This is a genomic window from Mycetocola sp. CAN_C7, from assembly GCF_015752285.1.
Lineage (GTDB): Bacteria > Actinomycetota > Actinomycetes > Actinomycetales > Microbacteriaceae > Mycetocola_A.
The window spans coordinates 183,457-199,771 of sequence record NZ_JADOUY010000001.1 but is presented as its reverse complement, the minus strand read 5'-3'; the positions used below and the strand labels follow the sequence as shown (position 1 = coordinate 199,771).

The window sequence follows — 16,315 nt, the reverse complement described above, 5'->3', positions numbered from 1 at the left end:
GAGGGTCTCCTTAGACGACGTCGGGCGGTGCCCTTCACCGCTCGGAAGTCATACTTGCAAAAAGCAAGTAACCAGTCAAGCGGTCTGACCGACTTCTTCCCGATCGCGATCCCGGACTCGCTCAGAGTCACGTTTCCGACGCGTGAGAAAACGGATGCCGGCGAGAACGACGCCGATGACGAACGCGAGCAGCACGGGAAGGGTGCCGATGCCGAGCGCAAGCGGGAAGACCTGGGTCGCTGCCTCGGCCATCGCCCAGAGGTCGCCATCGAGGACCCGCATGCCGAGCGCGTACGACACGGCGGTGAGAAAAGCAGGCGTGATCCACAGGACGGCGAGCGACACCGCCCAGACGGCGAGGCGTCGGAGCGGTCGGATCCCGCACCAACCGAGCACGACCCCCACGAGAACGGCGGGCAGCCAGCGCGACACATACGAGAGGAGCGCAGGGGCGTCGGCCGGTCCGCTGAGCCCCGACACGGCGTCGGTGACCCACGAGGTGACGAGAACCGCTGACAGGGTGAGACCGAGCGACGCCGGGCCAATGGCGCGACGGGATGCCAGCCAGAACGCCGCCTGCGCGAGTACCCCAGCGAGCACGGTGCCGCCGAGCATCCCTCCGAGGTACAGCAGCGCCCTCGTGTCTGCTGTCTGTCGCCCGAGCCCCAGCCCATCGGCGACGACGATGAAGCTCTGCACGACGGCGACCGCGTGCACGAGGAGGACGCCGACGGCTGCCGCCAACGATGCCGCCCCGACCGACGACCTGAGCAGCCGCGTCGCGAGCCCTGCGATCACCCCGCCGGTCACGAGCAGGGCAACGATCCGCACCGCGGAGTACTGGCTCACCGGCAGCAGCGCGAGCGGCATGTTCTCGGGCAGGACGTTCGACTCCCAGAGGTTCTGCAGCGGCAACGCTGCTCCGGTGGCCAGCCACGGCAGCAGCCCCAGCAGAGCCGCCGCGATTCCGATCGCGAGCCCGGAGAGAATGCGGGAGCTTCTTCGGGTGGACATGTCGACGGCCTCGGTCATGGTCGCCATCGTAGGTGCCACGGAGTGCCCACGCCACATTCTGCCGGTCAGAGCGCACAAACGGTCCCCGATACGGAGGTCGGGGACCGTTTGCGCGCATCGAACGGGCGGATGCCTCACGCAGGGTCGACGAGAAACCGTGAGTACGCTCCCACCGTGAGGAACGTCGGGAACTCGTCTCGCAGCGCCACGTCGCGGAAGACGTCGGCCGCGTCGTCGAAACGGTCGCCGTCGGATCGCGGGACGGTCGACAGGAGGTCGGAGAGGATGCCCTCGACGCGGTCCCGGGTGATCAAGACCCCGTCGTCTGTGCGGACGTCCTGGTGGATCCACTGCCAGATCTGCGACCGGCTGATCTCGGCCGTCGCGGCATCCTCCATCAGATTGTCGATCGCAGCAGCTCCGACCCCGCGCAGCCACGACTCGAGATAGCGGACCCCGATCGACACGTTGTCGCGCAGCCCGGCCGCCGTCACCGCACGACCGATGTGCACGTCGAGCAGTTGCGCAGCACTGACCTCGACGTCGTCTCGCTGCCGGTCGAGCTGGTTCGGCCGGTCGCCGAGCACCGCATCGAACTCCGCTCTGGCCGTGTCGATGAGGTCGGGGTGGGCGACCCAGGTGCCGTCGAAGCCGTCTCCGGCCTCCCGTTTCTTGTCTGCAGAGACCTTCTCGATCGCTAGGGCGGTCACCCCGGGGTCTCGCCGGTTGGGGATGAAAGCGCTCATCCCGCCGATGGCGTGGGCACCCCTTGCGTGGCAGGTCTTCACGAGCAGCTCGGTGTACGCCCGCATGAACGGAACAGTCATCGTCACCTCGCTGCGGTCCGGCAGCACGAATCGCGCTCCGCGTCCGCGATAGTTCTTGATGATCGAGAAGATGTAGTCCCAGCGGCCGGCGTTCAGCCCGGCGCAGTGCTCGCGCAGCTCGTAGAGGATCTCGTCCATCTCGAACGCCGCTGGCAGGGTTTCGATGAGAACGGTGGCGCGAATCGTTCCGTGCGGGATGCCGCGCCGCTGTTCCGAGAACGAGAAGACGTCGTTCCAGAGCCGGGCCTCTTCGCTCGACTCGAGCTTGGCGAGGTAGAAGTAGGGACCACGGCCTGCGTCGATCAGGGCCTGGGCGTTGTGGAAGAAGTACAGACCGAAGTCGACCAGACTCCCGGATGCCGCCATCGCCTGTCCGGAGGAATCGACGAAGCGCAGGTGTTTCTCGACGAGGTGCCAGCCGCGCGGCCGCATCACGATCGTCGGCGTCTCGCCCGTCGTGAGGCGGTACTCCTTGCCGTCCTTGCTGGTGAAATCGATCTGGTGCCGGATCGCATCGAACAGAGAGAGCTGGCCGCCGATCACGTTCGACCAGGTCGGGCTCGTGGCATCCTCCTGATCGGCCAGCCAGACCTTCGCACCCGAGTTGAGCGCGTTGATGGTCATCCTGCGGTCGGTCGGTCCGGTGATCTCCACGCGACGATCGTCGAGCCCAGGGCCGGCCCCGGCGACGCGCCAGGAGGCATCCGCCCGGATCGCGGCGGTGTCGTCGCGGAACTTCGGGTCGCGGCCGTTGCCGATCTCGAAACGGCGGCGCATCCGGTCGGCGAGCCTGTCGTGTCTGCGACCGGCGAAACGCTGGTGCAGATCGGCGAGGAACCGCAACGCATCGGGCGTGAGGATCTCGTCGAAACGGTCGTGCATGCGACCGATGATCTCGATGCGGGGTCCGGCCGGCTGCCCGGTCGCGAGTGGGGAGGTGATCGGTGCCGAGCTGTGCTCGGCGAGGAGTGTGTTCATCAGAGAGGTCCTTTGTCGTATGCCCGCTGGTCGATCAACGGGGGAGGGGGTCAGTGGAACTGGTCTTCTTCTGTCGAACCGACGAGCGCGAGGGTGGCGCTTGTCGGGTTCAACGCGGTGGCGATGCGGTCGAAGTAGCCGGTGCCGACTTCGCGCTGATGCCTGGTGGCGGTGTAGCCGTCGGCTTCTGAGGCGAATTCCGCCTCCTGAAGCTCGACGTATGCGCTCATGGCGCGGCTCTTGTAGTCGCGGGCCAGCGTGAACATGGAGTGGTTCAGCGCGTGGAAACCGGCCAGGGTGATGAACTGGAAGGCATAACCCATGGCGGCGAGTTCCTTCTGGAACGTCGCGATCTGTGCGTCATCGAGGTGGGATTTCCAGTTGAACGACGGCGAGCAGTTGTAGGCGAGTTTCTTGCCGGGGAAGTCCTGGTGGATGCGCTCCGCGAAGCGGCGGGCGAGGTCGAGGTCGGGCTCGGCTGACTCGACCCAGAGCAGGTCGGCGTATTCGGCATACGCCAGTCCGCGCGCGATCACGGTGTCGATCCCGTTCGAGACCTCGTAGAAGCCTTCGGCGGTGCGGGTGCCGGTGAGGAACGGACGGTCACGCTCGTCGACGTCACTCGTCAGCAGGGTAGCGGCGAGGGCATCCGTTCGAGCGATGATCACGCTCGGCACCCCGGCGACGTCTGCGGCGAGGCGGGCGGCATTGAGTGTGCGGATGTGCTGGCTGGTCGGAACAAGGACCTTGCCTCCCATGTGGCCGCACTTCTTCTCGCTCGCGAGCTGGTCCTCCCAGTGCACCCCTGCTGCTCCGGCCGTGATCATGGATGCCATCAGCTCGTAGGCATTCAGCGGTCCGCCGAATCCGGCCTCGGCATCGGCGACGATCGGGGCGACCCAGTCAACGGCGTCGTCCTGAGCCTGCCGACGGCCGGTGGAGCCGATCTCGGCGAACTCGATCTGGTCGGCGCGGAGCAACGCGTTGTTGATCCGTCGAACGACGGCTGGAACCGAGTTCGCCGGGTACAGCGACTGGTCCGGGTAGGTCTGGCCGGACAGGTTCGCGTCGGCAGCGACCTGCCACCCGGACAGGTAGATGGCCTTGAGCCCTGCGCGTACCTGCTGCACGGCCTGGTTGCCCGTGAGCGCCCCGAGCGCCGGCACCCACTCCTCGGTGTGGAGAAGATTCCACAGGTTCTCGGCTCCGCGTCTGGCTAGCGTGGCGTCCTCCCGAACGTTCCCGCGGAGGGCGATGACCTCTGCGGCCGTGTAGTTCCGGCGGACTCCGCTCCAGCGGGGGTCGGCATCCCATTCGAGTTGCAGCTCGGCCGCGGTCTGGACCTGGTCTCCCGGGCGGATGGTGTCGGTGTTCATCGTCGTGCTCCTTGTCTGTTGGTGCTTCTGAACCGAGTCTGCGGCGAGGCGCGACGGCCTGGATCGGATTGATTCGTAGAAATACCGCTGTTCTTCTGTTAGGTGAAAAGACCGGCCAATGGCACGATGACAGCATGAACAGCACCGCAGCCGATGCCGTCTTCGTCGCGACTGACGCCGACGAGACGGGTGTCCTCGACGCGCTGACGCTGGGAAGACGGATCCGCGAGCTGCGTGTGGCCCGCGGAATGACGCTCGAGCAGCTCGGCACCGCCATCGACCGCGCCCCGTCGCAGGTGTCGACGATCGAGAACGGCCGACGGGAACCCCGGCTGTCGATGCTGCGGCAGATCGCTGCGGCCCTCAGCACAACAACGGAGAATCTTCTGCGTGAGGAAGCGCCGTCGGAACGGGCCGCACTCGAGATCGCGGTGGAGCGGGCGCAGCGGGGTCCGGTTTTCCCGGCACTCGGCATCCGGCCGGTGAGGGTGTCGAAGGGGCACAGCGACGACACCCTGAGAACCATCCTCGCGCTGCACCAGGAGGTCGAGCGGCTGCACCGGGAACGTGCCGCGACGCCGGAAGAGGCCAGGAGGGCGAACGCCCAGCTGCGCGCAACGATGCGGGCCCGCGACAATTACTTTCCAGAACTCGAAGCCGAAGCTTCGAGGCTGCTCGCGGCGGTCGGTCACACCGGGGGACCGGTCTCTCAACAGCTCGTCGGCGACATGGCGAACCATCTCGGATTCACCCTCCACTACGTCGGCGACCTGCCCCATTCGACCCGGTCGGTGACCGACTCCAGAAACGGCCGCATCTACCTGCCCACCCAGCAGTCTGCGTCCCGTGATTCGCGGTCGCCGGTGGTACAGGCACTCGCGAGCCTCGTGCTCGGGCACCAGGAGCCCACAAGCTATGCCGACTTCCTGCGCCAGCGGGTGGAGACCAACTACCTCACCGCGGCCATCCTGCTTCCGGAGGCGGATGCGGTTCGTCACCTCACCGAGGCGAAGAACTTCCGGCGCATCTCACTCGAGGACCTCAGGGATGCGTTTGCGGTCTCATACGAGACCGCAGCACACCGCTTCACGAATCTCGCGACCGCGCGGCTCGGCATCCCGGTGCATTTCACGAAGGTGCACGAGTCAGGCACGATCGTGAAGGCGTACTCCAACGACGGGGTGGTGCACCCGACGGATGCCCTCGGCGCTGTCGAAGGAACGACGGTCTGCCGCAGATGGACCGCGTTCACCGTCTTTGCGGCTGAGGACCGGTTCAGCCCGTGGTACCAGTACACGGACAATCCGAACGGAACCTACTGGTGCACGTCACGGATCGAAAAGGCCAAGGAAGGCGACTACTCGGTCACGGTCGGCGTGCCGTTCGAGCACGTCAAGTGGTTCAGGGGGCGCGAGACGACCACCAGATCCCGCTCGAGTTGTCCTGACCCTGACTGCTGCCGGAACGCGCCGAGCGAGCTGGCAGACAAGTGGGCACACCAGTCGTGGCCGGCGGCGCGGACGCCGACGAGCCTGCTCGCCGCACTGCCGACCGGCGCATTCCCCGGGGTCGATGAGGTCGAGGTCTACTCGTTCCTCGAGGCCCACGAGCCGCGCTGAGTCGATCGCGTCAGCCGTTCGAATCGCCGCGCAGGATCCGGACCGCAGCGGCGAGCGTCGCATCGTCGCCGACGTTCCCGGCGAACACGACGTATGGCAGGCCGTCGAGCTCCTGGCTGTCTTCGCCCTCGTTCAGCCAGAGCGAGACGATTCCGGGGAAGAGTTGGCCTGCGACCGTGGCCCGCCGAATTCTGAGTCCGTCCGTTGCCACGTCGCTCGACGTGATTCCGCCTTTGGCGAGCACCCATGCTGGCGGTGTTTCCTGAACCGCCCGGGAGGTGAGGCTGATCAGCGCCGACGACACGGTCTGGGCGATCACCAGGCTGGAATGCCCTGTCTCACCGACGATCTGTTCGCGGCTCGAGGCGAGCAGCGCATCAGAGCGACCGAGGGCAGCGACCAGAGCAGTGCCGCATCGATCCAGCTCCTCGGCCGATGTCGCCTGGTCGAGCAGTTTCGGCACGTCGAGTTCGACGGTCTCGATGTCCGGCAGATCGGAGCGTAGCCGGGCCACCTGCCTCGTGGTCAGCTCGACGTGCGAGCCGACGACGATGAGGCCGTTTCCCGGCCTGTTCCTGGCAGAGAAGATCTCGTCATGGGTCAGCGGAGCACGGCCGGAGACACCGAGGCGCGCGGCGGCGAACGACGGCCCGCTGCGCGTGAGAATTCGGGCACCCGCCTCTTCGGCGGCGAGGATGCCCAAAACGACGACGTCGAGATCGCTGTCGTCGAGCGCGTTCACCACCACGGGGGCCGCGTCGGTACAGCCGAGAATGATGTCGCGGACCCGGTGGATTCCTCCGCTGCGGATGTCGTCGAGACCGATACTGGTCACATCCCCTGCGTGCCGCGTTCCTGCGGTCTTCTCCTCGACGTAGTCCCTGAGGTTCGATGACGTGAACCCGAACGTCGCATCGCGGGCATAACTCGACTGCCCCACCGGGGTGAAGGTGTCGCCCGAGCCGACATAGTGGACGTCGTCGACGGTGATCCGTCCGGCCGCGAGGTAGGCGGGCGCGAGAAGCAGAGCGTCGTACGGTGTGCCGGCCGATCGAGCTTCGTCGATGAGCAGGTCGGTTTCGAGCGGGTAGTGTCCGCGCAGTGTCGAGTCGCCCCGTGCGATGAGCGTGTAGTTCGCGCCCCGCTCGAGTGCCGCGCTGCGGATCTGCTCCGAGACATCCGTCATTCTCGCGCGCGCTTCGTCGTCGTTGAGACCACGCGTGTTCGTGAGGATGAAGAATCCGTTGCCCGGCTGGTCGAAGGCCCAGAGCAGGTCGTCTCGCTGCCAGCGTGTGAGAACGGGGGTGTCGTGCACCGACTGGCTTCCGGTGGGATCGTCGTCGAGGACGATCACCCATCTCCGGGCGGATGCATTCGCATCGCGGATGCGCGCGCGAGCGCCGGCGATCTCCCTGGCGTCGGGAACGGCGGCCCTCAACTGGTCCGCGCTTCGGGTGGGAAGTGGTTCTGTGCTGTCGCTCATGCTGCTCCGTCTGCGTTCGCCGACCCGGTCGGCATCCATCGTCACTGTGGCAGTCCGCCGCGTGCACGACCCCGTGCACTCATCGAAAATATCCTATAGGATTAGCTGCAGATCGGACAGGTGCCGACCGCCCCATATACGGCTCAACGATGAGGAAGCACGCGATGACCAGGCTGTGGAACGAACCCGAGAACTTCGCCGACGAAATGATCGATGGTTTCGTTCGCGCCAACGGACGCTGGGTCCGCAAGGTCTCGGGCGGTGTCACCCGCTCGACCCGATCCGAGGAACCCACGGTGTCTCTCGTCATCGGTGGCGGCTCAGGACACTACCCGGCGTTCGGCGGGCTCGTCGGTCACGGGCTCGCGCACGGCGCAGCGATGGGCAACCTGTTCGCGTCGCCGTCTGCCCAGCAGGTGGAATCCGTCGCTCGGACGAGCGACCAGGGCCGCGGCATCCTGCTCAGCTACGGCAACTATGCCGGCGACGTGCTGCACTTCACCGAAGCCCAGGACAAGCTCCGCGCCGAGGGCATCGACTGCCGCACGGTCACCGTCACCGATGACATCTTCAGCGCCCCTGCCGACGAGAAGGAGAGGCGTCGGGGCATCGCCGGCGACCTCACCGTCTTCAAGGTCGCCGGCGCAGCTGCGGCTGCCGGGTACGACATCGACGGCGTCGAACGCGCCGCGATCCTCGCCAACGACCGCACACGCTCGATGGGTGTCGCGTTCACCGGCTGCACGCTCCCCGGCGCAGACGAACCGCTGTTCTCCGTGCCGGAGGGGCGCATGGCGATCGGACTCGGCATCCACGGAGAACCGGGCATCGACGAGGTCGACATTCCGACGGCAGACGGCCTGGCCGAACTGTTCATCGAGCGCCTGCTGACCGACGCGGAGATCCCGGCGGGGGTGTCCGTCGACGGCGCCCGCGTGGTTCCCATTCTCAACGGCCTCGGCTCGGTCAAGAACGAAGAGCTCTACCTCGTCTTCTCGCGGGTCGCTGGGCTGCTCGAAGCAGCCGGCGCGGAGATCGTCGACCCGCAGGTCGGCGAGTTCTGCACGAGCTTCGACATGGCAGGGGTGTCGCTGACGCTGCTCTGGCTCGACGACGAACTGGAGACGCTCTGGAGCGCCCCGGCAGACACCCCGGCGTTCCGCACCGGATCCGTCGACACCGGCTCGCTCGTCCAGCGCGGCGACATCGATGACTCCGTGGCCGACGAGGTCATCCCCGAGTCGAGCGACGAGTCGCGCCGTGCAGCAACGATCATCGTGAGCGCACTCGAGGCGATCGTCACCGTGATCGACGAGAACGCCGACGAACTCGGCCGGATCGATGCGATCGCCGGCGACGGCGACCACGGCATCGGGATGAAGCGCGGGTCGCACGCCGCGATTGTCGCTGCGCGGGAGTCCCTGGGCAAGGATGCCGGTGCTCAGAGCGTTCTGGCCTCAGCCGCCGATGCCTGGTCCAATCGCGGCGGTGGAACCTCCGGAGCCATCTGGGGTGTCATCCTGCGCACCGTCGGCGAGAACCTCGGCAACACGACGCCCGTCGAGGCCGCCGCTGTTGCGACGGGTGTCAGCGCGGCACGACAGGCCGTCATGGACTTCGGCAAAGCCAGCGTCGGAGACAAGACGATGGTCGACGCACTCGTCCCCTTCGCAGCGACCCTTGACGATCATGTGGCATCCGGCGACACGCTGGTCGACGCCTGGTCGACCGCGAGCGCGGCAGCTCAGAACGCCGCAGACGCCACCGCAGACATGATGCCGGGCATGGGCCGCGCGCGTTCGCACGGTGAGAAGGCGCTTGGCGTCGCCGACCCAGGCGCCGTCTCGCTCGCGATGATCACTGCGGCCGTCCTCGAGGTGCTCCGCGGAGCATCCAACCACTGACCCACCTCACGAAAAAGGAGCACCACCATGAGCGCACTTCGCATTGTCGTCGGCTGTGACGACGCAGGATTCGAGTACAAGGAACGCTTGAAGGCCGACCTCGAGGCTCACGACCTCGTCGCCTCCGTCACCGACGTCGGTGTGAACGCCGATGGTCACACCAACTACCCGACCATCGCCATCGCCGCAGCCGAGATGGTGGCACGGGGAGACGCGGACCGTGCTCTCCTCATTTGCGGAACCGGCCTCGGCGTCGCCATCGCCGCCAACAAGGTCGCCGGTGTTCGCGCCGTCACCGCGCACGACGGGTTCTCGGTCGAACGTGCCGTTCTGTCGAACAACGCGCAGGTGCTCTGCATGGGCCAGCGTGTCGTCGGCATCGAACTCGCCCGCCGCCTCGTTCGCGAGTGGCTCACCTACACGTTCGACGAATCGAGCGCATCGAACGACAAGGTGCAGGAGATCCGCAGCTACGAAGGCGTCTGATGCCGCTCGCCGGTTCGCCCCGGTTGGTAATCGGGGTGAGCCACAAGATGTACTTCTCTCATGCTCGCACCGTCGAGTGGTGCAGCGATGTCGCCCGGATCGCCGCGGAGCACCCCGCGATCGTGAGCGGAAACGTCGAACTCTTCGTCATCCCCACCTACCTGTCGGTTCCCGCTGCGATCGACCTGCTCGGCTCTCTCGCCCTCGTCGGTGCTCAGGACCTCAGCACCGAAGACACCGGAGCCTTCACCGGTGAAGTCAGCGGGGCCGAGATCGCCGAACTCGGCTGCAGGGTGGTCGAAGTCGGGCACGCTGAACGAAGGAGGATGTTCGGGGAGACCGACGAGATCGTCGGTCTGAAGACGGCTGCCGCGCTCCGCAACGGCCTCGACCCGGTGCTCTGCGTCGGTGAGGTCGAGCAGGGACGGGCTGAGGAGGCGGTCGCCGAGTGCATCCGCCAGATCGAATCGGCGCTCGCGCCCAGTCGCAGGGCAGGCAACGGCGGTCGCGTCCTCGTCGCCTACGAACCGCACTGGGCGATCGGAGCATCTGAACCCGCATCGGCCGGTCACATTCGGACCGTGTGCTCGGCACTCCGTGATCACCTGCGAACCCTCCCCGACTTTCCCGCGTCAGCGGTCATCTACGGCGGCAGCGCCGGCCCCGGTCTTCTGAGCGAAATCGCGGACGGAGTCGACGGTCTCTTCCTCGGGCGGTTCGCGCACGACGTCGAATCGTTGACGGCCATCCTCGACGAAGCCGGCGATGCGGCATCCGGCCAGGGACACATTGATAGTCTCGGTACCTGAAGCCCGAGGAGAACGCATGTCAGAATCCACGTATCCCCTGGGTGATTCGGTTCTGATCGAACGCAAGGGGCTGCGCGATCGGGTGTACGACCTCGTTCTCGACATGCTCGTCGGGCAGGCGATCGCGCCGGGCACCCGGCTCTCGATCGACGCGATCGCCCGCGACCTGAAGGTGTCACCGACTCCCGTGCGCGAAGCACTCGTGCAGCTGGAACGCACGGGGCTCGTCACACGCGAACCGCTGAAGGGGTACCGGGTCGCGCCGCAGATCACCGATGGTCAGCTCGAATCGCTGTTCGACACCCGCATCGTGCTCGAGGGTGGAGCTGCGGCTCTCGCCGCCCGGCACGCCGACGCTCTCGTTCCCCGGCTCGAAGCCGCTCTCGCCGAGCACCGCACGGTCACCGCAACGGTGAGGGCCGCTGCTGCGACCGACGGTCTCACCGTTGCCCTGCTGCGCCAGTACTTCACCGTCGACTGGAACTTCCACCACCTCATCTTCGAGGGCACAGACAACCCTTTTCTGATCGACATGTCTGAGGCCATCTCGACGAGGGTCCACCGCATGCGCCAGACCGTCCTCAGCGGGGTGACCGACGCCGACGACGCTGTCGCCGAACACGCGCTCATCCTCGACGCTTTCCGCACCGGCAAGCCCGATGCCGCGGCAGCCTCGATGCGGGATCACATCGAGAAGGTGCGCTTCCGGTCACGCACGGATGCCCACACGCCTGACGTTCACGTTCACTGAGCCGTTCGCAGTTCCACAAAAAACCGGGCCGGGTCTCTGCAGACCCGGCCCGGTTCGTGTGCGATCGTCGATCAGTGACCCGGAGGTGCCTCTTCGAGCAGCGCATCTGACCGAGCCTTGAAGAACCGGGTGCAGTAGAGCATCGCTGCGGCGAGGAACGCGAAGACGCCGAGCGAGACGACTCCCCACACGCCGCTGTCGGTGGGGACGTTCTCGTTGATGCCTGTGCGCATGATCGGAGCGACGAAGCCGCCGAGGTTACCGAGCGAGTTGATGAGACCGATTCCCGCTGCTGCAGCCGTTCCGGTGAGGAACGCCGTGGGGTATGACCAGGTGATCGGTCCGACAGACAGGAAGCTGGCGACGGCGATCGTGATGAACAGGATCCCGACGACCGGCAGGTTGTTCGCACCAGCCCAGGCGGATCCGAGGATCGCGAGCCCGGTGAGGATGTAGAACGTCGTTCCCCAATTGCGGCGGCGGATGATCGTCGATGCGTGCTTTCCGAAGTAGTAGCAGGCAAACAGTCCGACGAGCCACGGGATGGCCGAGATGAGTCCGACCTGCCAGCCGACGTCCTGGCCGATCAGGCCGGCAACCTGCTGCGGGAGGTAGAACGTCGTGCCGTAGACGGCGATCTGGAGGCAGAAGTAGATGATGGTGAAGTACCAGACCTTCCAGCTCGCCATCGCGCGCCAGATGCCGGATGGGCCGTCTTCGGTCCGGACGGCATCCTCCTTCGCCATCACCTGGGTCAATGCGTCTTTTTCGTCCTGATTGAGGAACTTCGCCTTCTGCGGACTGTTGACGAGGAAGAAGAGTGCGGCAATACCGGCTATCACCGCCAGCATGCCCTCGACGAAGAACATCACCTGCCAGCCGTGCCACGGCGTCAGGGTGTCACCGAAGCTGATCAGGCCACCGCTGAGCGGCGCTCCGAGCATCTGCGAGAACGGCTGTGCCAGGTAGAAGATGGCGAACATCTGCACACGCACCTTGTTGGGGAACCACTCGGCGAGGAACATGATCACACCAGGGAAGAGCCCGGCCTCGGTGACGCCGAGGAGGAACCGCAGGATGATGAACATCGTGTCGTTCGTGGTGAACGCGAACGCGGCGGCGACGATTCCCCAGGTGATCGCGATGCGGGCGAGCCAGAAACGGGCGCCGAACTTCTTCAGCAGCAGGTTGCTCGGGATCTCGAAGATCGCGTAGCCGATGAAGAAGATCCCGGCACCGAGCGCGAACGCGCCCTGAGAGATGCCGCGATCCATCGACAACGCTTCTTCGGCGAAGCCGATGTTCGTTCGGTCGAGGAAGGCGACGAAGTACAGGATGACGAGCATCGGCATGAGATGCCGTGCCGCCTTCGAAATAGCCGACTTGAGAGCCGGGCTGTGGGCATTGTCGGTGCCGACAGCTGGAGTGGTAGCGGACACGGGATCTCTCCTTTGAGGGTGTTCTCAGGGTGAGGCCTTCACGCTGGGCGCGCGAGAGGCCGGTGAAACGGACAGAGGTGAATGAAAAGCGGTGTGGTGAATCAGCCGAGGAAGCTTGGGGCGATCAACCAGATTCCGACGCCGACGAGAATGATGCCGAGAGCGAGAAAGAGGATGCGCCCTTTGGACCAGGGACCTGTTGTGCCAGTCATGATCGACGCCGCCTCAGTGCATGTAGAGGCCGCCGTCAACGTTCAGGGTCTGGCCCGTCACGAATCCGGCGTCCTCGCTGATGAGGTAGGCGATGGCGGCAGCGATGTCGCGTGGTGTGCCGATCCGGGGGAGAACGCCGTCGGCCGCCATGGCTTTCTTGCGTTCCTCGGTCAGCGTTCCACCCATGATGTCGGTGTCGATCGGGCCTGGGGAGATGACGTTGACCGTGATCCCGTCCGTGCCGAGCTCGCGGGCGACGCTTCGCGAGAACCCGATCACGCCGGCCTTCGCAGCGGAGTACACCGTCTTGCTGAAGGTGCCGCCACCGCGCTGGGCAGACACGGAGGACAGGTTGACGACGCGGCCGACGCCGTTCTTCACCATCGACTCGACGGCGCGACGGGTGGCGAAGTGCACGCCGTTCATGTTGATGCCCATCACCCGGTTCCACTCCTCTGCCGTCACTTCGAGGTAGGGAACGGGTGAGGACACACCGGCGAGGTTCACGAGCGCGACCACCTGGGGCAGCGCGGCCTCGAGCGTGTCGAATGCGGCGCGCACCTGGCCGTCGTCCGCGACGTTCGCGCCTGCACCCGCGGCGAGGACGCCGTGTTCGCTGGCGATCTCAGCGGCGACAGACGCAGCGGCATCCGCATCGAGGTCGATGATGCCGATGTTCCAGCCACGCTCGGCGAGGTAATGGGCCGAAGCGCGGCCGATGCCCCTCGGCGATGCGGCGCCGGTGAGGATGGCTGTCCGGGATTCCGGGAATGGTGACGTCATGAGTGTTCTCCGAGTCAGTTCGAGTGGATGGGTGCAGGGCCGAGCTCGTCCATGAGCTTCTTGATGGCCACATACGCCTTGTTGCGGTAGGCGACGAGTTCGGCGGTGCGTTCGGCGGGAACGTCGAGGTAGCCCGCGCCGGTCTTGGTGCCGAACTTGCCGGCGTCGACGAGTTCCGCGAGCGAGTTCGGCGTCGCGAAACGCTCCGGCCAGCGGGTCTGGAGCGATTCGTAGCAGAATGCGTAGACATCGAGGCCGGCCATGTCTGCGATCGCGAACGGTCCGAAGACCGGCAGACGGAATCCGAAGGTCGTGCGTACGATCGTGTCGATGTCTTCTGCGGTGGCGACACCCTCCTCGACGAGCTGCGTCGCCTCGCTGAACAGGGCGTACTGCAGCCGGTTGAGCACGAAGCCGGTCGAGTCCTTGACCCGGGCCGTCTCCTTGCCGGTCGCAGCGACGATCTCCTCGACGACCGAGATCACTGCTGAATCGGTCGTACCGTGCGGGATGAGCTCGACACCGGGGATGAACGGAGCCGGGTTGGAGAAGTGCACGCCGAGGAAGCGCTCGGGGTGCGTCACCGCTTCGGCGAGCGAGCCGATGAGGATCGTCGATGTGTTGGAGCCGATGATGGCGTCCGCCCGCGCTGCCTCGCTGATACGGCGCAGGGTGGCGTGCTTGATCTCGATCTTCTCTGGCACCGCTTCTTCGATGAAATCGGCGTCTGCGACAGCGTCTTCGATGGAGGCGGACGGCGAGAGATTCGCCTGGATGCGTTCGACGGCATCCGCGGGGAAGAGTCCGTCTGCAACGAACTGACGGGCCTCCTCGATAAGCCGCTCGTAGTTGCTGGTCGCGATCTCCTCGGAGATGTCGGCGATGCGGACGGTCGCGCCTGAGAGAGCGAGCACCTGTGCGATGCCTCCGCCCATGTATCCCGAGCCGACGACGGCGATGATGCGGTTGGTCATGATGTTTTCTCCTATGCCTGGGGAAGAAGTGAGCGGATGTACTTCTGGTTGGTTGCGCACATGCCGAGGCTGTCCCCGCCGTAGTGCTCGGCGAGGATGATGCCGTTGTACCCGAGCGCGAGCGCGTCGCGGAAGACCTGGCGGTAGTTGATGAGCCCGGCTTCCATCGTGGAGGGAACCGAGGTGAACCAGCTGCCGTCGGCGGCCTCGTCGCGGGTGTAGTTCTTCACGTGCCAGTAGTTGGCGTACGGGAGTGTCTTCGCGAAGAGTTCGCGCCAGTCCTCCACCGGGCGGTGGAGGCGGATGAGGTTGGCGACGTCGGGGTTGATGCCGACGTTGTCGAGACCGACGGCCTCGACGAACCGCACGGCGCTGTCAGCGGTGCCGACGTAGGTGTCCTCGTACATCTCGAGCGACAGCGGCAGGCCGACGGATGCCGCGTGCTCGCCGAGTTCGCGGATGCGCTTCACCGCTGCGTCCCAGACGTCACGGTCATCGGGGTCCTGGGGGCCTTCGGCCGTCCAGAACCACAGGGCCTTCTTCTGGGCCTCGCTGAAGGGCTGGTGAAGGCCGGTCGAGAAGACCTCCATGCCCCACTCGGCGGCTGCGTCGATGGTGCGGTGCGCGTAGGCGAGGTTCTTCTCCTCGGAGCCTGGCATGATCACACTCTGGCGCTGGAGGTGCACCGACGGGATGCCGACACCGTGCGACTTCGCGATCGAGAGGAACTCATCGCGACGTGACGGCTCGAGGTCAGCGGGGCGGACGTGGCTGTCGGCCAGTTCGGCCAGGTTGAATCCGATGTCGGCAACCTGGCTGAACATGTCGTCCCAGACCTCGGCCGGAGCGTCGTGCATGGCGAGACCCTGTTTGTCGACCGGCGAAAACGCGTGGAGACACGTGGCGATGGGCCAGGTCTCTGCCGTGTACGTGGGTGTGTCAGTCGGCATCATTGCTCCGTTGCAGTTCGAGGGTGTGCGCTGCGGTGTGGTCGGGAAGCCCAACTCCGGCAGCAAGAAAAGATCCTATAGGAAATAGTAGTCGGGGGCGACGGGGCTGTAAAGGTTGCGTGCCGGGCGGAGCATCGGTGTGAGGTTTTTGCTGAGTCCGGATCGTCGCGTACACTTGGTCGAGGTAGTTGAAATCTGCCAAGCTTCTTTGCGCCTATTTTCCCGATCAGCCTTCGTGCTTTCGGGAGAGCCAGCCAGGTGGGTTCGACAGATTTCGTCCTCCTGACCGGGACTTATCCGGGTCTAGGGCGGTGGCTCAATTGGTAGAGCAGCGGTCTCCAAAACCGCAGGTTGCAGGTTCGAGTCCTGTCCGCCCTGCGCGTCGGTGCTGAATTTACGAAGTTCCGACACATGAAAGGTGTAACCAGGTGGCCCGAAAAGTTATCGACGAACCGAGCGAGGAGATCGTCGCAGCCGCGAAGAAGGATCGCGCGGCCAAGCGTGGACCCTTCGCTGGGATCATCCTGTTCCTCAAGCAGGTCATCGCTGAACTCAAGAAGGTCGTCACCCCGACCCGTAAAGAGCTGTTCAGCTACACCGGCGTCGTGCTCGTGTTCGTCGTGATCATGATGGCCCTCGTGTACGGCCTCGACCAGCTGTTTGGCTGGCTCGTGGTCTTCGTGTTCGGAACGCCGGGCGCCTGAGCCGT

The 16,315-nt window shown here is 65.7% G+C and carries 14 protein-coding genes and 1 tRNA gene; 7 read left to right on the top strand and 8 right to left on the bottom strand.

The window, feature by feature from the left end; genetic code table 11:
* Positions 1-75: 75 nt before the first annotated feature.
* The 3 genes from IWX78_RS00865 to aceA all read right to left on the bottom strand — a co-directional run bounded on the left by IWX78_RS00865 (position 76) and on the right by aceA (position 4,195).
* Positions 76-1,032 carry a hypothetical protein gene (locus IWX78_RS00865; RefSeq protein ID WP_196831510.1) on the bottom strand — a complete coding sequence of 319 codons (957 nt, stop codon included), beginning with the start codon at positions 1,030-1,032 and terminating at the stop codon, positions 76-78.
* 116 nt (positions 1,033-1,148) lie between these two features.
* Complete coding sequence (gene aceB / locus IWX78_RS00860; RefSeq protein ID WP_196831509.1) at positions 1,149-2,819, bottom strand: malate synthase A; 1,671 nt, start codon at positions 2,817-2,819, stop codon at positions 1,149-1,151.
* Between the two features lie 50 nt (positions 2,820-2,869).
* Entirely contained in the window at positions 2,870-4,195 is a 1,326-nt protein-coding gene (aceA, locus tag IWX78_RS00855; protein ID WP_196831508.1) for an isocitrate lyase, read from the bottom strand.
* A gap of 134 nt (positions 4,196-4,329) precedes the next feature.
* On the opposite strand from aceA, the gene IWX78_RS00850 reads away from it, so the two are divergent.
* Entirely contained in the window at positions 4,330-5,814 is a 1,485-nt protein-coding gene (locus tag IWX78_RS00850; protein ID WP_196831507.1) for a helix-turn-helix domain-containing protein, read from the top strand.
* Between the two features lie 10 nt (positions 5,815-5,824).
* Here IWX78_RS00850 and IWX78_RS00845 read toward each other — a convergent pair whose 3' ends face one another.
* Positions 5,825-7,297: a four-carbon acid sugar kinase family protein gene (locus IWX78_RS00845; protein ID WP_196831506.1), complete on the bottom strand. Its 1,473-nt coding sequence runs from the start codon at positions 7,295-7,297 to the stop codon at positions 5,825-5,827.
* A 164-nt stretch (positions 7,298-7,461) separates the two neighbouring features.
* On the opposite strand from IWX78_RS00845, the gene IWX78_RS00840 reads away from it, so the two are divergent.
* From IWX78_RS00840 to IWX78_RS00825, 4 genes are read left to right on the top strand one after another with little or no spacing between them, the layout of a single operon-like run.
* Positions 7,462-9,201 (top strand): dihydroxyacetone kinase family protein, encoded by a 1,740-nt coding sequence (locus IWX78_RS00840; protein ID WP_196831505.1) that lies wholly within the window; start codon positions 7,462-7,464, stop codon positions 9,199-9,201.
* 27 nt (positions 9,202-9,228) lie between these two features.
* Positions 9,229-9,687: a ribose-5-phosphate isomerase gene (locus tag IWX78_RS00835; RefSeq protein WP_196831504.1), complete on the top strand. Its 459-nt coding sequence runs from the start codon at positions 9,229-9,231 to the stop codon at positions 9,685-9,687.
* The gene (locus IWX78_RS00830) at positions 9,687-10,496 is read left to right on the top strand and encodes a triose-phosphate isomerase family protein (RefSeq protein WP_196831503.1); all 810 of its coding nucleotides are present in this window, start codon (positions 9,687-9,689) and stop codon (positions 10,494-10,496) included. Before IWX78_RS00835 ends, IWX78_RS00830 begins: the two co-directional genes overlap by 1 nt.
* Positions 10,497-10,512: 16 nt before the next feature.
* The gene (locus IWX78_RS00825) at positions 10,513-11,247 is read left to right on the top strand and encodes a GntR family transcriptional regulator (protein WP_196831502.1); all 735 of its coding nucleotides are present in this window, start codon (positions 10,513-10,515) and stop codon (positions 11,245-11,247) included.
* Between the two features lie 71 nt (positions 11,248-11,318).
* Here IWX78_RS00825 and IWX78_RS00820 read toward each other — a convergent pair whose 3' ends face one another.
* The 4 genes from IWX78_RS00820 to IWX78_RS00805 form a co-directional block, all read right to left on the bottom strand.
* Entirely contained in the window at positions 11,319-12,686 is a 1,368-nt protein-coding gene (locus IWX78_RS00820) for an MFS transporter (protein WP_334684475.1), read from the bottom strand.
* A 225-nt stretch (positions 12,687-12,911) separates the two neighbouring features.
* A complete protein-coding gene (locus tag IWX78_RS00815; RefSeq protein WP_196831501.1) occupies positions 12,912-13,682 on the bottom strand; it encodes an SDR family NAD(P)-dependent oxidoreductase in 771 nt (256 codons plus the stop codon).
* Positions 13,683-13,696: 14 nt separating this feature from the next.
* The gene (locus IWX78_RS00810) at positions 13,697-14,656 is read right to left on the bottom strand and encodes a 3-hydroxyacyl-CoA dehydrogenase family protein (RefSeq protein WP_196831500.1); all 960 of its coding nucleotides are present in this window, start codon (positions 14,654-14,656) and stop codon (positions 13,697-13,699) included.
* A gap of 11 nt (positions 14,657-14,667) precedes the next feature.
* On the bottom strand, positions 14,668-15,609 hold the full coding sequence (locus tag IWX78_RS00805) for a sugar phosphate isomerase/epimerase family protein (protein WP_196831499.1): 942 nt from the start codon (positions 15,607-15,609) through the stop codon (positions 14,668-14,670).
* A 302-nt stretch (positions 15,610-15,911) separates the two neighbouring features.
* On the opposite strand from IWX78_RS00805, the gene IWX78_RS00800 reads away from it, so the two are divergent.
* A tRNA-Trp gene (locus IWX78_RS00800) sits at positions 15,912-15,984 on the top strand.
* Between the two features lie 50 nt (positions 15,985-16,034).
* Complete coding sequence (gene secE / locus IWX78_RS00795) at positions 16,035-16,310, top strand: preprotein translocase subunit SecE (RefSeq protein WP_196831498.1); 276 nt, start codon at positions 16,035-16,037, stop codon at positions 16,308-16,310.
* Positions 16,311-16,315 lie beyond the last annotated feature (5 nt).

What these genes read in the sequence shown, in the direction of transcription:
- IWX78_RS00865 (WP_196831510.1), bottom strand. Translation starts at nt 1,032, where the DNA reads ATGACCGAGGCCGTCGACATGTCCACCCGAAGAAGCTCCCGCATTCTC.
- aceB (WP_196831509.1), bottom strand. Translation starts at nt 2,819, where the DNA reads ATGAACACACTCCTCGCCGAGCACAGCTCGGCACCGATCACCTCCCCA.
- aceA (WP_196831508.1), bottom strand. Translation starts at nt 4,195, where the DNA reads ATGAACACCGACACCATCCGCCCGGGAGACCAGGTCCAGACCGCGGCC.
- IWX78_RS00850 (WP_196831507.1), top strand. Translation starts at nt 4,330, where the DNA reads ATGAACAGCACCGCAGCCGATGCCGTCTTCGTCGCGACTGACGCCGAC.
- IWX78_RS00845 (WP_196831506.1), bottom strand. Translation starts at nt 7,297, where the DNA reads ATGAGCGACAGCACAGAACCACTTCCCACCCGAAGCGCGGACCAGTTG.
- IWX78_RS00840 (WP_196831505.1), top strand. Translation starts at nt 7,462, where the DNA reads ATGACCAGGCTGTGGAACGAACCCGAGAACTTCGCCGACGAAATGATC.
- IWX78_RS00835 (WP_196831504.1), top strand. Translation starts at nt 9,229, where the DNA reads ATGAGCGCACTTCGCATTGTCGTCGGCTGTGACGACGCAGGATTCGAG.
- IWX78_RS00830 (WP_196831503.1), top strand. Translation starts at nt 9,687, where the DNA reads ATGCCGCTCGCCGGTTCGCCCCGGTTGGTAATCGGGGTGAGCCACAAG.
- IWX78_RS00825 (WP_196831502.1), top strand. Translation starts at nt 10,513, where the DNA reads ATGTCAGAATCCACGTATCCCCTGGGTGATTCGGTTCTGATCGAACGC.
- IWX78_RS00815 (WP_196831501.1), bottom strand. Translation starts at nt 13,682, where the DNA reads ATGACGTCACCATTCCCGGAATCCCGGACAGCCATCCTCACCGGCGCC.
- IWX78_RS00810 (WP_196831500.1), bottom strand. Translation starts at nt 14,656, where the DNA reads ATGACCAACCGCATCATCGCCGTCGTCGGCTCGGGATACATGGGCGGA.
- IWX78_RS00805 (WP_196831499.1), bottom strand. Translation starts at nt 15,609, where the DNA reads ATGATGCCGACTGACACACCCACGTACACGGCAGAGACCTGGCCCATC.